Origin of the sequence: Leptothoe spongobia TAU-MAC 1115 (assembly GCF_018739885.1) — a bacterium.
GTDB classification, from domain to species: domain Bacteria; phylum Cyanobacteriota; class Cyanobacteriia; order Phormidesmidales; family Phormidesmidaceae; genus Leptothoe; species Leptothoe spongobia.
Genome location: NZ_JADOES010000013.1, coordinates 79564 through 95155, shown reverse-complemented (window position 1 = coordinate 95155; position 15592 = coordinate 79564). Strand labels below are relative to the sequence as shown.

15 protein-coding genes are annotated in these 15592 nt (G+C 48.2%); 5 read left to right on the top strand and 10 right to left on the bottom strand.

The window, feature by feature from the left end; all coding sequences use genetic code 11:
- Positions 1 to 149 precede the first annotated feature (149 nt).
- Positions 150 to 1790 carry a B12-binding domain-containing radical SAM protein gene (locus IXB50_RS09190; RefSeq protein WP_215608662.1) on the top strand — a complete coding sequence of 547 codons (1641 nt, stop codon included), beginning with the start codon at positions 150 to 152 and terminating at the stop codon, positions 1788 to 1790.
- Between the two features lie 2 nt (positions 1791 to 1792).
- On the opposite strand, the gene IXB50_RS09185 is transcribed toward IXB50_RS09190, so the two are convergent.
- From IXB50_RS09185 to IXB50_RS09165, 5 genes are all read right to left on the bottom strand, one after another.
- Complete coding sequence (locus IXB50_RS09185) at positions 1793 to 2044, bottom strand: hypothetical protein (protein ID WP_215608661.1); 252 nt, start codon at positions 2042 to 2044, stop codon at positions 1793 to 1795.
- A 102-nt stretch (positions 2045 to 2146) separates the two neighbouring features.
- Positions 2147 to 3178 carry a tRNA 2-selenouridine(34) synthase MnmH gene (mnmH, locus tag IXB50_RS09180; RefSeq protein WP_215608660.1) on the bottom strand — a complete coding sequence of 344 codons (1032 nt, stop codon included), beginning with the start codon at positions 3176 to 3178 and terminating at the stop codon, positions 2147 to 2149.
- A 45-nt stretch (positions 3179 to 3223) separates the two neighbouring features.
- Positions 3224 to 5458: a selenide, water dikinase SelD gene (gene selD, locus IXB50_RS22615; RefSeq protein ID WP_215608659.1), complete on the bottom strand. Its 2235-nt coding sequence runs from the start codon at positions 5456 to 5458 to the stop codon at positions 3224 to 3226.
- A gap of 12 nt (positions 5459 to 5470) precedes the next feature.
- Positions 5471 to 5881 (bottom strand): TPR end-of-group domain-containing protein, encoded by a 411-nt coding sequence (locus IXB50_RS09170; RefSeq protein ID WP_215608658.1) that lies wholly within the window; start codon positions 5879 to 5881, stop codon positions 5471 to 5473.
- A 155-nt stretch (positions 5882 to 6036) separates the two neighbouring features.
- Positions 6037 to 6201: a hypothetical protein gene (locus tag IXB50_RS09165; protein ID WP_215608657.1), complete on the bottom strand. Its 165-nt coding sequence runs from the start codon at positions 6199 to 6201 to the stop codon at positions 6037 to 6039.
- Positions 6202 to 6223: 22 nt separating this feature from the next.
- Between IXB50_RS09165 and IXB50_RS09160 the strand changes: the two genes are divergently transcribed.
- Both IXB50_RS09160 and IXB50_RS09155 read left to right on the top strand, forming a co-directional pair.
- Complete coding sequence (locus IXB50_RS09160; protein WP_215608656.1) at positions 6224 to 6922, top strand: M23 family metallopeptidase; 699 nt, start codon at positions 6224 to 6226, stop codon at positions 6920 to 6922.
- A gap of 175 nt (positions 6923 to 7097) precedes the next feature.
- Positions 7098 to 7388 carry a hypothetical protein gene (locus tag IXB50_RS09155; RefSeq protein ID WP_215608655.1) on the top strand — a complete coding sequence of 97 codons (291 nt, stop codon included), beginning with the start codon at positions 7098 to 7100 and terminating at the stop codon, positions 7386 to 7388.
- Between the two features lie 124 nt (positions 7389 to 7512).
- On the opposite strand, the gene ftsH is transcribed toward IXB50_RS09155, so the two are convergent.
- From ftsH to IXB50_RS09135, 4 genes are all read right to left on the bottom strand, one after another.
- Positions 7513 to 9432, bottom strand: a complete 1920-nt coding sequence (gene ftsH / locus IXB50_RS09150) for an ATP-dependent zinc metalloprotease FtsH (RefSeq protein ID WP_215608654.1) — start codon at positions 9430 to 9432, stop codon at positions 7513 to 7515.
- Between the two features lie 407 nt (positions 9433 to 9839).
- The gene (locus IXB50_RS09145) at positions 9840 to 10955 is read right to left on the bottom strand and encodes a beta-ketoacyl-ACP synthase (RefSeq protein WP_215608653.1); all 1116 of its coding nucleotides are present in this window, start codon (positions 10953 to 10955) and stop codon (positions 9840 to 9842) included.
- Positions 10956 to 11014: 59 nt separating this feature from the next.
- The gene (locus IXB50_RS09140; protein ID WP_215608652.1) at positions 11015 to 11767 is read right to left on the bottom strand and encodes a peptidylprolyl isomerase; all 753 of its coding nucleotides are present in this window, start codon (positions 11765 to 11767) and stop codon (positions 11015 to 11017) included.
- Positions 11768 to 11861: 94 nt separating this feature from the next.
- Entirely contained in the window at positions 11862 to 12443 is a 582-nt protein-coding gene (locus IXB50_RS09135; RefSeq protein ID WP_215608651.1) for a photosystem I assembly protein Ycf4, read from the bottom strand.
- Positions 12444 to 12912: 469 nt separating this feature from the next.
- On the opposite strand from IXB50_RS09135, the gene IXB50_RS09130 reads away from it, so the two are divergent.
- The gene (locus tag IXB50_RS09130) at positions 12913 to 13920 is read left to right on the top strand and encodes a phosphoribulokinase (protein ID WP_215608650.1); all 1008 of its coding nucleotides are present in this window, start codon (positions 12913 to 12915) and stop codon (positions 13918 to 13920) included.
- 423 nt (positions 13921 to 14343) lie between these two features.
- Positions 14344 to 14769: an FHA domain-containing protein gene (locus tag IXB50_RS09125; RefSeq protein ID WP_193994004.1), complete on the top strand. Its 426-nt coding sequence runs from the start codon at positions 14344 to 14346 to the stop codon at positions 14767 to 14769.
- Between the two features lie 178 nt (positions 14770 to 14947).
- On the opposite strand, the gene IXB50_RS09120 is transcribed toward IXB50_RS09125, so the two are convergent.
- Positions 14948 to 15283 (bottom strand): hypothetical protein, encoded by a 336-nt coding sequence (locus IXB50_RS09120; RefSeq protein WP_215608649.1) that lies wholly within the window; start codon positions 15281 to 15283, stop codon positions 14948 to 14950.
- Between the last annotated feature and the right edge of the window lie 309 nt (positions 15284 to 15592).

Here is a 15592-nt window from a genome sequence, read left to right as displayed (position 1 = left end):
CCAGAGAGTTAGCTCTCTGGGAGCTGTTTGCCGTTGCTGACTTATTGATAGCCCATGGCCCAGACACTAATGCATTAGGATATGGGCGTATCCCATAAACATCCATTACTTTTTGCAATTGCCCTAACCAATTGGGTCAATGATTTATTTTGACAGCATCTGTATTTGCAGCAGAACGCCTGCTATTTAAACCCGCCACAGCTAATTCCGATGCGATTCCCATAGTATTTGCTTTTCCGAGCGAATATACCGTTGGCATTACTAGTTTGGGCTATCAGGTCATTTGGGCGATGCTGGCCCAGCGAAGCGATCTAGCGGTGGGACGTTTGTTTACAGATATGACCGACAGCCTCCCAGCCAATCCAGAACTGATGGGGTTTTCGGTGTCATGGGAGCTGGACTACATCAATATCTTGAATCTGCTGGAGCAGCAGCAGGTTCCGATTCGTAGCTGCGATCGCACCCACCATCATCCCCTCATCTTTGGTGGGGGTCCTGTGCTCACGGCTAACCCCGAACCCTTTGCTGATTTCTTTGACATTGTCCTCTTGGGGGATGGGGAAGACCTGATTCCTACCTTTATTGACACTTACCAGTCGGTACGAACCGCCAATCGTCAGGAACAGTTAAAGACTCTAGCTCATATACCAGGCATCTACGTACCCAGCCTATATCAACCCATTTATGAGTCTCCCACCGGTCCCATTAGTCGAGTGGAACCCGTCAGCAGTGTACCAGCCACTGTTAAAAAGCAAACCTATCGCGGGAACGTGCTATTAGCCTCAACTGTGGTGACGGAAAAAGCCGCCTGGGAAAACATTTTTATGGTTGAGGTGGTACGCAGTTGTCCAGAAATGTGCCGCTTTTGTTTAGCCAGCTACCTCACACTGCCCTTCCGTACCGCCAGCCTGGATGAATCGCTCATTCCCGCCATTGAGCGTGGATTAGAGGTAACTAAACGATTAGGACTTTTAGGAGCATCGGTCACCCAACACCCAGGCTTTGAGGAGCTGCTGGACTATATCAATCAGCCCCACTACGACGATGTACGTCTGAGCATTGCCTCGGTACGAACCAACACCGTCAATGAAAACTTGGCCAATACCCTGGTCAAACATGGCACCAAATCCATCACCATCGCAGTGGAAAGTGGCTCGGAACGGGTACGAGAAAGCATTAATAAAAAGTTGGATACCGCCGATATCGAAAAGGCCGTCATTAATGCCAAAGCTGGTGGATTAAGCAGTGTCAAACTTTATGGCATGGCAGGTATTCCTGGCGAAACCGAAACTGACCTGGAAGCCACAGCTGCCATGATGCTACAGCTTAAGAAAGCGGCAAAGGGGCTGCGACTCACCCTCGGCTGTAGCACCTTTGTACCCAAGGCCCATACCCCATTTCAGTGGTATGGGGTAAATCCTAAGGCCGAAAAATGGTTGAAATTTTTGCAAAAAAAATTGCGATCGCAGGGCATTGATTTTAGACCCGAAAGCTACAACTGGTCAGTCATCCAAACCCTCATTTCTCGAGGGGACCGACGCATTGGACCGTTACTAGAACTGACAAGACACTATGGGGACTCCCTAGGCAGCTATCGCCGAGCATTCAAGGAACTCAAAGGAAAGCTCCCCCCCTTAGACTTTTATGTTCATAGTGACTGGTCAACAGATCAGGCTCTACCCTGGGACCACCTAGAAGGCCCTTTACCTAAAACCACCCTAATCAAACATTTACAAACCGCTGAAACCACCATGAAGACAGACAGACTATGCCCCACTGCTTCTAGATAGTGCTAGATAATATGACTCTGACGCTCAACAGTATGGCTTCGCCTAAAGACAAACTTCACCTCATCCTGTATAAAAAGTGACGACAGTTTTTTCCAGATAATAAATGGCAACGTAATTGGCCATAGTAGCCCTGCAACGATCACAAATGCCCAATTCAAGACACTTGTTTTAGAAGCAGCCGTATCCCTAAAAAATGCGGATAACGCGATCAAAAAAGTCACCGTAGCGGGCAGTACATAGTACAAATAGCTCATAATCAATCAAACAATTAAAGGCCTAGACACATTTCGTTAATAGTCCGAAAGCATAGACACCAAGGCGTCACCCATAGCTACTCTTTCTAATCTGCTGAGAGTTTAACTGTTATACCAGCCCCACTCACTTACCTGGCATCGTAAATACTGAGCCGATTTCAAAACTGACATATCAGATACATCAACAGTCGGTATTTGTTTGCCTCGGCGGGTTAGATCATGGCGGTAAGTACGATCATAATAAGTCAAGATAATTGCGGCAGCAGCTACTAGTTCACCCCTCTTAATGTGCTCAATCGCCTCTTGGGTTTGGAGTCCCCCCAAACGCTTATGTAATCGCTCAGTAGCAGCTACCAGCTCATCTGGGTTGGCTCGGCCATAGACATCCACTAATAGGTCCAAACGCTCTGACTTTGAACGCAGCACCTCAAGGGTATTAGACGCCTCCATTTGATCCATAATTTCTCTGGGAACGCAGCATATACCCACTCGCTTGCTCTCCGCTTCGATCCACACAGGACGATTCGGATCAAACCCTATCCACTGCTCAGCGATCAGATTCTCATACTGTTCAGTACTGGGCTGCGGTGGCAGCATAAGAGCGCCATAGCTACTACCACGATGATTCGCCAACCCCTCCAAATCTAGGACCTGTTCTCCCAACTGCCTCAGTGCGTGGAGAATATCGGTTTTACCCGTGCCCGTCATCCCCCCCACAACAATGATGGATCGAGGCAATGCTAATGTGGCCCGCACCCAGCGACGAAAGGCTTTGTAGCCCCCTGCCAGCAGGTTGACATCGAGACCGCTTGTTTCTAATAACCAACCAACAGACCCGCTGCGCATACCACCACGCCAGCAGTGCAACCGCACCTGACGTTCAGGAGCTAAAACTTTAGCCTTTTTGACTAGAGTCGCCATCTTTGGACCAACCAGCTCCAGACCTAGTTCAATGGCAGTCTCTTGCCCCCTTTGCTTATAGCAGGTCCCCACTAGTGCCCGTTCTTGATCGGAAAATAGAGGGAAACTGACGGCATTAGGCAAATGGCCTTGAGCGTACTCACCTGGACTACGAACATCCAAAATCGGGCCAGGAGCCTGCCAAAAATCAGTAATCGGGAGAAGCTGGGTCACCACATAGCTAGCTGAAGAACATAAGTGGACATCCACAAAAGAGTCTCACCTTCTGATTGTAAAAGGCGCTTGCCCCTCTATAGCAGAGACAACATCGCCAATATAACGACTATGAACATATCCCTTTTGCCGTAGGGCCATTAAACAGGCACTCACATTTTCTTGGGGAATAGCAGCCAGTAATCCTCCCGACGTTTGCGGATCAAACAAAAGAGGATAGTTAACCTGATGGGGCTGGGGGTTGTTTAGATGGCGTTCGATCTGCTGATTACGTTTGTGCAGAGAGCTGAGATATCCCGCTTCAAAACAATCCCTCACCCCCGGCAGCACTGGTAGCGCTTCTAGATTCAGGTCCATCCCTAGCCCCGGCGACAGCATTTCATAGAGATGCCGCAATAGACCAAAGCCAGTAATATCTGTACATGCCACAACACCATGGTCACGTAAGCAATGAGCGGCCGCCTGATTTGACTGCACCATACTACTGACAGCAGTATCGATCCAGCGACCTTTTGCCGAGCGCTGCATATCGGCAGCAAACAGGACCCCGGTGCCCAGGGACTTTGTCAAAATCAACCCGAGGCCAGGGCTTAAGTTTCGTTTGGTCAAAATCTCATCAGCCGCTACCCAACCATTACAGGCAAATCCCATGGAGAGCTCTGGACCTTCCGTGGTGTGCCCACCTACCAGCCAGGTGTGGGAGGCAGCTAAGGCCTGATAGGTTCCTGCCATTAATTGATAAAGGGTTTCGGTTTGGATAACATCCTCTCCGTAGGGTAATGTTGCCATGGCCAGCACGGTTTGGGGGGTGGCTCCCATGGCAAACAGATCGCTTAAACAGTGGTTTACACAGATCTGGGCGAACACATAGGGGTCATCCACGATCGCGCGGAACTGGTCCACTGTCTGGACCACTAGCTTGCCCATCGGGATTGACACAACGGCGGCATCATCAGGGTCCTCTAGTCCCACCTTCACAGGATTTGGCCAGTGGTTCATTTCGGGAAAGTCTGCCCTGGCTCGGGTCAAAGCTCGACTTAGCACAGAGCTACCTACTTTTGAACCACATCCAGCACAGTGGGGGATATTTTGCTGCTTACCTGAGGCGTTATCACCTCCATTCTCCATGGCCGGAAACTGATCAAACAGCGCCATAAATTTGCCGTCAATTTGATGTTTCCAACGTCGGAACCAAATCGATTCGGCTGACCATTGTCCCCTAGAAGCAATGGCCCCACCAGTACCCAGGTCGATAATGTTTAGAAACTGACGCTGGGGTTTAAAGGGCTTTAGTGAATCCCCCGATAGATAACGCTGTAGATTTTTATAGAGCGGGGGACCCTGACGTACAGCAAAGACTCCAGCCTTAGGTCGGGGATGGTTGACCATGGTGGCCACATCGCCCACGGCAAACACATTTTTGTGGGAAATTGTCTGTAGAGTATCTTCCACCAAAATAAAGCCGGTTTTGTCCGTTGCAAGTCCAGTCCGGGAAATCCACGGAGCCGCACTGGCATTGGTCACCCAAAAAACGATATCGCATGCCACTTTTAATCCAGACTCACAGTGCACATGAACCGTGTTTGCGGACGTTCGCTCTAGAGCACAGACTGATTCTGATAAATGGGTGTGGATCTTGCGATCGCGAAAAATCTTAGCCAGTTGTCGCTGGGTAGCTCGACTGCGCCCCGTTGCCAACCTCGCTCCCCGATGAAATACGTGGACATCCGCCTGTCTCACAATCTGCTGTAAGCGCACCTGCATATTGAGGGCCAACTCCACACCGCCCACACCACCGCCCACAATCCCAATGGTGGCCGATTTTGCTCCTTCTAGTTCTGTCAAATAGCGATGCCAGGCCTGCAATAAATTCGGCACTGGCTTGGCTGGAATTGCATGGTCCTTAGCACCAGGAACCGATACGGTACCAGGTGTACTGCCAATATCAATCGACAGCGCATCATACTTCATCGGTGGATGCTGTCGACAGTGGATTATCTGTTGATCCGCATCGATATCTACCACCTCATCCATAATCAATCGGCAGTTAGCAAACCGGGTCAAAGGTCGCAGATCAATGTGGGACTGATCAAAGTCATACAGTCCTGAAATATGGCAAGGTAGCATCCCAGAATAGGGCGTATCTACTAAATTGGTAATCAGCGTTAGACGTACCCCCGTTGGCAACCCCTCCATGCCAATTTTGCGCAACACAATGGCATGGGTATGCCCCCCACCGACAAAAAATAAATCCGTATGAATCGAAGCTGTTGCCTGCACCGTTCCAAACCCCTATTCGGCCACTAATTCTTGAAACCGTGGGTCGCCTTTTAACTGATTAAAGGCCGACTCTTTACCTGCCATTTCAATCCATTGCTCAGGGTTAAGAGCAATTGCTTTTTGTAATGCCAGCAGCGCAAAATCATCCGCCTGCATTTTGGCATGGCAATAGGCTTTGAGATACCAGGCCAGGTCCAAATCCATCTTGAACGCGACAGCTTGATTGAAGTTTGCGATCGCAGGCTGAAAATCTTCCAATAGCATCAGTACCAGACCGCGACGCACCCAGGCTTCGTAATAATCAGCTCGCAATTCTATGGCCTTGCTATAACATGCGATCGCATTTTGAGACTGTCCCTGCTGATCAAATGCAATCCCCTGTTGATACCATTCAGCCGGATCCTGCAACTGTTTATTCATCATCGTCCTCCTGCAAAACCCGATAAAACTGGAACATAGTGGTTCGGCTCTGCCCATACATTTGCTCTGCTCATACCCCTTTTATTACATTCACTAAAAAAATAAATGTTGTATTTACTTTAGATAAGCTGTATGCAATTTAGAGAAATTGATGTACATTAGCGGGCATGTCGCAACCAGTTGCTAAACGATAGCCCATTGGCCCGTTTAGCTAAAGCACACATTAGGGAATCCATCCGCTGAAACTGAGTCTTGAACCAACTCAATTTGCCTCCTTTTACCTGATCGTTGCTAAACACCTGGGAAAACTTTAAATCACCCATCTTTCTAGGTTTTCTAGATAATATGAAGCCCCGCTCTGCTAAATCCATTTCTCTCAAAGGGTTTACCCAGACTTTTACGAGTTACCTCAAGCGCAGTTTGCGACGCACACTGCGTCGTCGTCGCCCGGCTCTATATGCTCGATTCCTATTGCTCGGTGGTCTGTCCCTATGGACAATCACTGGCCTGGTACTCCCTGCGCAGCGGCGATCGGCCAAAGCCGCCGAAGTCGAGTTAGCCAGAGCCACAAGTCCCTGGAGCTTCGCCTCATTTCCAGTGGAAAATTTTCAAGCCTATACGTCTCCCTTTGGCTACCGTCAATCTCCCTATGGCGGCGAACAATTTCACTACGGTTTAGATATCGCAGCTCCCTTAGGCAGCTATATCCGCAATTGGTGGGAAGGTCAGGTAGTCGAAATTTCAGATGACAGTGCCTGTGGCACATCAGTTGTGATTGAATCAGGCGATTGGCAGCACATCTACTGTCACATGCAGGGCTACGTCACCCACGAAGGTGGCAGACGTGTGATGGTTGACCCAGATGGGAATATTCGCATTCGAGTAGGAGCCAATATCGGCACTGGCCAACCTATTGGCCGCGTAGGCATGACTGGAAGGACGACCGGGCCACACCTACACTGGGGTTTAAAATTTGAAAGCAGTTGGGTTGATCCTGCAATGGTCTTACGGGCTATGTATGACGATCAGCAAGCGATTAGATAGATAAAATTCGCTACGGAACATTCTCTCTAAGCTTGAGTTCCATTTCTTTGTAGGCTTTATGATCTACAGCACAAGCTATTGACCATCCAAGATGTTATCGTCTACCTAAAGCCATCTTTGCGAGTGGCTGGGTACATTACAGCTGTACCCCTGTTCGACAACCTCCCAACTACCTATGACTGCTCCAATGTCTGAAGCTGAAAACACTCGCGCTGTTGTTCGTGCTCAAGAGCCAGAGTCTCAGTACGAACTTCCTTGGAATCGTGAAGGCGAGTTCGAAATAGAGGCCCTCATCGTAAGTCAAAGCAAAAACGACCTACTAGTTAAAGTTAAAACCGACCGCGGTGAAAACCATCTGACTATTTCAGGATTTTTACCCGGCCGCGTTTCTGGACAACGCTGGCGTTTGGAATGTCTACGTTCCTCCGGCAGTATTGAGCTTCTAGATGGTGAGCCTCTCCAATAGGGAAAAATTCCAAATCTTCTGATGAAGGAGGAGGAGTATTGGGGGCAGCCATAACTATATGACCCTTGATTACGGCAAGGGTCATATAGTTATAGTGAACTTGTCTGTCTAGACTGTTGACCTATTATTTTTTATCAACCGAGGGGATATCTATATATTCGCTGACAATACCGCGAAACTCTTCACCATCAATGGTTTCTTTTTCTACCAGTCGGTCAACCAACCGATCGAGCAGGGAGCGATTGCTCTTCAGCATAGCGCGCGCTTGCTCATAGGCCGTTATAGCAATCCCCCGCACACGCTGATCAATTTTCGCTGCCATCTCTTCTGAATACTCCGAACGCTGCATCAGGTCGCTACGCCCTAAGAAGATGGCACTGCTGGGAGATTCCATAGCAAACGCACCCAGTTCTGACATACCAAAGCGAGTAATCATCTGGCGAGCAATATTAGTCACCTGCTGAATGTCATTCGCCGCTCCCTGGGTCACCTCATCAGAACCAAAGACAATCTCTTCAGCTGCACGCCCCCCCAAGGCCATGGTGATCCGGTCAATTAGTTCTGCATAAGAAATCAAACCGTCATCGACTCGATCTTCTTTAGGAAGATAACTGGCAAAACCGCCCACGCCACCGGAGCGAGGAATAATTGTCACCTTGGCCAAAGGATCCGAGTGCTTCAGCATAGTGCTCACCAAAGCATGACCCACTTCATGATAAGCAATCAGCCGCTTCTTCTTACTATCCAGTAGAGGGGTCAATGTGAGGCCAATGGTTAGACGATCGATCGCATCGTCAATTTCCGTCATGGTGACGGAGTCTTTGCGACGACGTGCAGTTAAGATGGCGGCCTCATTAAGCAGATTAGCAAGCTGAGCACCAGAAAATCCTGGAGTCCGCCGAGCGATCGCATCAAGATTGACATCATCGGCTATTTTCTTATCCCGAGCATGGACATCGAGGATACCTAAACGGCCTTTGTAACCGGGTAGGTCAACAGTAATTTGTCGATCAAATCTGCCTGGTCGTAACAAAGCCGCATCCAAAACATCAGGTCGATTGGTAGCCGCAATCACAATAATGCCGCTATTCCCCTCAAAGCCATCCATCTCCGTTAGCAACTGGTTTAGGGTCTGTTCCCGTTCATCATTGCCACCGCCAATGCCGGCCCCACGCTGACGCCCCACAGCATCAATCTCATCAATAAACACGATGCAGGGAGAGTTCTCTTTGGCCTTTTTGAATAGATCACGAACGCGAGAAGCCCCTACTCCCACAAACATTTCGACAAACTCAGAGCCTGAAATGCTAAAGAACGGCACCCCTGCTTCACCGGCAATGGCTTTGGCCAGAAGCGTTTTTCCTGTACCCGGCTGCCCTACCAATAAAACTCCCTTGGGAATACGAGCTCCAATAGCCGTAAATTTCTCAGGATTCTTGAGAAAGGTAACCACTTCCTGCAGTTCTTCCTTAGCTTCTTCAATACCAGCCACATCGTCAAACATCACTCCCGTTTTGGCTTCCATTTGAAACCGAGCTCGGGAACGGCCAAAATTCATGGCACCGCTGGCAGAGTTAGCCGAACGCCGTAAAATCATCAGCAGCGCGAAGACAACAATTAGCGCGAGCAGCGCATTAACCGCCAATCCAGTCAGGGCACTGTTATCTGAACGCTCTAAAACTTCGTATTCCACTCCGCTGCTGCGCAGCTTTTGTAATAAGCGCTGATTGTAGACGTCGTTTGAAAATAGAGTGACTGGATGGAGCGGTGCTTGATCGTCATCTCCCTTGATCCGGACATTGGCCACCCCCCGCAGATTATCTAGCTCAACCCGCTGCACTTCACCGCTATCAAGCTTCTTGATCAGCTGGCCATAGGTAATTTCTGTTTCCTCTGTCCCTTCTGCCTGGGCAACCGCAGCCTGAGGTGAAATTAGCGGCACGGCCAGCAAACTTTGCAGCAAAAACCATCCAGTTGCCAGGGTACGAGTAGCACGACGGCTCAAGGGGGCTGCATTGGATGAGGGGCGGATAGGGTTATTCATACAAAAAGGGCAGACAATTAAAAATTAGGCTAGAGATAATTAGTACTATGTCAGGCTAAACATTTCGGGCAGAAACCCTCGGTGAGCCCAGCAAATAGACAATGCTGCACTTAATCCACAGATTGCTCTCTGAAAAGTTACGTGCTTGGCAAACGTTCAAAACCTTGACAAGTACCGACCATCAACACAATCAGTTTAGCGTTCTAATCCGCTAACCAGGGGGAGGATTATATGCCTTCCGCAATTGATATAAACCTTGTCCACGTCCAGGACGGTCGTTTTACCGTGGGAGAAACTACAGGTTTCAACTTGGACGTGGTTTATCTCTGTCCCATTGGCTAGGACATGGGTAGCCCTTCAATTAGGGAACAATGCCAATGGCCCACACATCTACCTACCTGTTCAGCTTAAGCATGGGTGATGGCTACAACAGCATTCTGCCCACCAAACCCAAAACTACTACACAGCAGATGTTTAACAGGGGTTGAACGACGACAATGAGGATAGACAAAATTAAGGTCAAACTCAGGCCGTTGTAGCCCTACACAAGGGGGTAATGCTTGATATTTTAGCCCCAACAGACTAAAAACGACACCGATCAGACCGGCTGCGCCTAAAGTATGTCCCGTGGAACCCTTCGTGGAGCTAACTGCTGCTGCAGGGCAAAGCCGCTGAATCATATAGGCTTCATTGGCATCATTGAGACGAGTGCCTGTGCCATGGGTATGGATATAGTCAATGTCACTCGCCTGCAGCCCACTGCGCTGCAGACATTGCTGGGCAACGGTTAAGGTGCCATCCTGTCGCGAGGAGCTGATGTGATAAGCATCATTACTCAGGCCAAAGTCCAGAATTTGACCATAGGTAGTCTTGTCTGCAATCACCGCCCTGGCTTCTAGGACGACGGCCGCTGCCCCCTCTCCTAAAACTAAGCCATTGCGATCGCAATCAAACGGATAGCACCCCTCTGTAGCCATCGCCTTCATCCGACGAAATCCCGTTAGCGTCAGCGGTGTAATCGGTGCATCCACGGCCCCAACGAGCACGCGCTCACATTGCTCCGTCTGCAGCAGCATATAGCCTTGGAACAGGGCCCACAGTCCAGTAGCACAGGCCGCCATCGGTGCCAGCACTGGACCTTGACTGCCAATTAACTGCGCTATCTGCCCAGACAAACCACAGGGCAATGCCGCTAGCCAGGGCTCTAGGGATGTTTCTCCCCGAGCCATCATCGCTTCCCAACGGTTTAGATAACTACGGCTAGAGCCTATCACCACACCACAGCGCTCTAAAGGCAGTGTCAACCCTGCATCGGCGAGGGCCGCCTTGACTGTCGTCATTAAAAGCGAGTCTGGATCAGCCGGCAGCTTACCCGTCATCGCCAAGGGTACAGGGGGAATCGGCAAAAATGGTTGACGGAGTGCGATCGCACTTTCTCCAGCTATCAGTTTTGACCAAGTTGTCTGTGCCGTTTCCCCTAAGGCCGTCCACAAACCGACACCGGTCACCACAACATCAACCATTAAGCAAGTTCAAGTAACACTAAGTTCAAGCAAGAATTGCCAGAACTACCCCAAAACTACTACTCGGTCACCAAACCATCCAAACCTTGAGTAACCACAGCCGATTCAATGACATCCCCCTGCTGAATGGCATCCACCACATCCAGACCTTCGGTCACATAGCCAAAGACCGCATAGCTACCATCCAAAAAGGGTAAATCCGCCAGCGCAAAGTAAAACTGGGCCGACGCCGAATCAGGAAACTGAGACCGAGCCATCGCCACGGCACCATGGGTATGAGGCATAGCCGGCTTAGCTGTCTCACCCGCAGCTTCAAAAGTCTGACTATAGAGCGGCTGTTCTGCCCCTGCGGGGGTAATTTCTAGGGGAATCAACCGTTTTTCCTGAGTATCTGGATCCACAAAGCCACCTGTACCTAGCTGCTGCACAGGAACGGAAGGATCTGTACTCTGGGGATCCCCTCCCTGCACCACAAAGGGCTGAGGCTCACGGACCACTCGGTGAAACACTGTGCCGTCATAGACACCACGCTCCACTAAATCCACAAAATTACCAGCTGTAATCGGAGCTTGGGTGCCATCGACTTCTACGACGACGCGCTCTCCATTTACCACCAACTCGACAGTGGCAGTGCCCTCAAGCCTGGCTAACCCTTCTGGTATGGGTGATACAGTCAGCTCTTCGGGCGATGCAACAGGTTCTGCTGGTGTAGTCACAGACTCCGATGGTTCAGTCGACCCAGCTGTACAACTCACCATAAACAATGCGGCGACCAAACCAATGGCCCATCTGATGCGGAAACCCAAAACCATGATTAATTCCTTCGTTAGTTTAAAGGCACCATATCTTGTCACAGGCAACATGCCTTTTCAAGAGGGATGGAATCGACCAAATTTGTAACTCTTGCTACAGACCTTCTAGGGGAACCTGCAAAAATTTAGCCAGTTCAGCACCTTGATTCTCAACAGCCGCTAACGACATTGGCTGCCCCACACGAGTCAGCGGAATATCCCCCTTACCCTTTACCTTCAGATAAAGCGCACGCTTAGGATTGAGCCCCTCTCGAAGCTCCACACGGATCGCCGTAATAGTATCCAACGGATACCTAAAGTCAATCTTTCGATTTTTCCCTGGAAATCCCCAGCGAAAGATTTGAGCTTCCTTAGCCGCCTTGTCAAATTGGTTGTAGCCACCACCAACATTCCAAGCACAGATCAACCAAAGATAGAGCGATAGCAATAGCGCCGCTGTGCCATAAAAACACATCACCACTCCCTGGGGGATAAAAATTAGCTGGGTCGGATCAGCAAATGGCAAAAGGTTAATCCCTGTATAACTAGAAATCCCTGCCAGCAAAAAGCCAGTTCCCCCCATGGTCGTTACCATAGCCCACCAGTAATTGCTCCAACGGCGAGATCCTAAAATTTCACGACGTAGGACACTATCCTTCTCGGTGGCGTCAGAAATAGTTGCTTTAGAAACAGCCATATTAAATAAGTAGAAAACGTTGGTTGTTTAAATGAGCTTTGCAGGATAAATCAAAATCACCACTGCCAAAACATCGGCTGAGACGACATCAAAGACTTAAGCAATTAGCCTAGCAAACAGTATGGCTCCCAACAGCAAATTACTTAGGTGCAATTGTTCATCAAGGTCTTTTTCGAAAACTAAAGCCGTATCCCGAATTTAGGTAGGACTACTATTTTCCTTTGCCCAAGCTTTTATCAGGCTATCAAGTATTACAGATGAGCACACCTGTTTTCTCTAGATATCTTTACCTCACCCACCCAGAGAAGGAGGCCGTTAACCCAATCTTTCAAAAGGCTACAGATTCTGATAGGATCTTTTTAAACTTTTGCAACGTTCAAAACCCACTCTGATACCCAACTGAGCCGGGGTTCATAGGCTCGTTGATTGGTTTCAAATAATTTGTTAACTGTTTTCATAAGAGGACTCCATGACCAGTCAGCCCGACCGCGTGGTTCTAATTGGTGTTGCCGGTGATTCAGGATGTGGAAAATCTACATTTTTGAAGCGCCTCAGCGATCTTTTTGGCGAAGAATTCATGACAGTCATCTGTTTAGATGACTATCACAGTCTGGATCGTAAGCAACGCAAAGTAGCTGGGGTGACGGCCCTCAACCCTAAGGCAAACAATTTTGACCTGATGTATGAGCAAATTAAAACTCTGAAATCAGGTACTCCTATTGATAAGCCAATTTATAACCACGAAACTGGTTTAATTGATCCGCCCGAACGAATCAATCCAAACCACGTCATCGTTATTGAGGGTCTACACCCTCTGTACGATGAGCGAGTACGTGAACTACTTGATTTCAGCGTTTATCTCGATATTAGTGACGAAGTCAAAATTGCCTGGAAAATCCAGCGCGATATGGCGGAACGGGGCCACACTTACGAAGATGTCCTTGCTTCCATTCAAGCTCGTAAGCCTGATTTCGAAGCTTATATTGACATTCAAAAGCAGTATGCTGATGTCGTTCTGCAGGTTCTACCGACTAACCTCATCAAAGACGACACAGACCGCAAGATTCTGCGAGTGCAGATGATTCAGAAAGAAGGTGTTGAGGGCCTCGAGCCTGCCTACCTGTTCGATGAGGGCTCCACTATTAACTGGGTACCCTGCGGTCGTAAACTAACTTGCTCCTATCCAGGTATTCGCATGGCTTATGGCCCAGATACCTACATGGGTAATGAGGTTTCAATTCTAGAAATTGACGGTCAGTTTGAGAAGTTAGAAGAACTGATCTACGTCGAAGAGCACCTCAGCAACATATCTACGCGTAGCTACGGCGAAATGACCGAGCTATTGCTAAAGCATGAGGAGTATCCTGGTTCCAATAATGGGACAGGTCTGTTCCAAGTACTTGTAGGGCTCAAAATGCGAGCTACCTATGAGCGTCTTACCAGCTCAGTTGCTGGCGTAGCAGCCACCGTAGCTTAATTAAACGTTGGCTATACAGTAGCTAGAAATCAATATCAATTCGACGCCGTTTTGCTGCCCTTAGCAAAACGGCATTTTTTTAATGCTGAGGTATCGATAACTACCGCAAATCCCATGGAACCACGATGACTTTTTCTTCCATGGAGCAATATACTGTCATGTTCCAGTATTGGAGCGGGAATGCTATATTGGCTCCTATGCCTTTACTGAGGTTGGTTTGGTAGCTAGATTTTGCTGCTAGATTAGCTTACATCCTTTACCAAAAGACGTAAAAAAGGCACTTATAAAAATGTGGCAACCCCATTGCATAAAGCTGAATACCAAGAGAAAATCCTGAAGGCCTTGAATACTGACAGAATATTGACAGTAGCGAAATTATTGACGGCCTGATTTTTCTCTAAAATTCATCATTTCACGGTTAGCATGGCTTCAGGTTCTCATCTAAGTAGTATTCTTATCGTCGAAGATAGCCAAGGTCGACGAGAAATTGTCCTCGATAGCTCGGTCTATTCCGTTGGTCGCGATGCGAAGTGTGATATTCGCCTCGCATCTCAGTTTGTTTCTAGACACCACGCCACGTTGGTTCAGCTACCTAGAGACGATGAAAGCTATTACTATCGTATTGTTGATGGCAACCTCAAGGGTAAACCCAGTGCCAATGGCATGCTAATTAATGGCCGCAAGTTACAGGCCCATGATTTAAAGAATGAAGACGAAATTGTCTTTGGTCCTCAAGCCAGAGCAATTTACTACCAGCTGAAGCGGGACACAACATCCACTGTGCCACCCGATGAATTTGATATCACGTTAATCAGCCCCAACATGATTGACGAAGACGAGGAAGGCTAAGCTTAATCCCAGGAAGCCATGTTCTAGGGCTTTACTTACGTAGCAAGCTGACTCTACAGAACCAAAAGACAGGAAATTTAAGGCAAATTAGAATCTACAAAGCCTTCAACACTCTATCTAGATGAGTTCCTATAAATTAATTTCGTTCTCAGCCTGCAAGCCTAGCTCTTAGAACTAGTTAGCTAGCTTTTTTTTCAATTGCTTGGTTAACCAATTGAAAAACCTTATGGCAATGATTATTCGTCTTCAGGGGTAACTCTTCGTTCTTAACGACAAGATTCACCGTAGCGGCAGGATCTCGAGTCACCAACTCAGTTTCATCAGTAGAGCCAATCAAAACTTCGACTGTGGCTAACTGACTATAGGAAACAATACCAGGACGTTCCTTAGCCATCATATAGTCCCCATCTTGATAAACCAAGTGAAGCCCGCAGGACTGGAGAACATCTGGTAATGATTCTCGAAGGTTATTAGCAGGAAGAATGCTTACAAAAAGGTTGGTATACCGGGCCATAGAAAATTCTAGAGCTACTGCACAATCTCAAAATCTACAGTGTTGATCGGGGTGAAGCGGTTAATTCAGCCTAAACAATACGCTGGGAATTTACAATTTTCTATCTAGACTTAAGTATCCCAGGAAATCTAGCTATAAATTTACATCCGCTTTTACCCTTCTAGGGAACAGTAGGTTTTTCAGGATAAATATAGGTTAAGTCGATGAACGGCCATTGAGTTTCATGTCAATAATACCTTCCTAAACCATATTCATGTAAGAAGCATTTGATCTTTAAGCTTGTCTGTAGATATTGACGCTACTTTATTT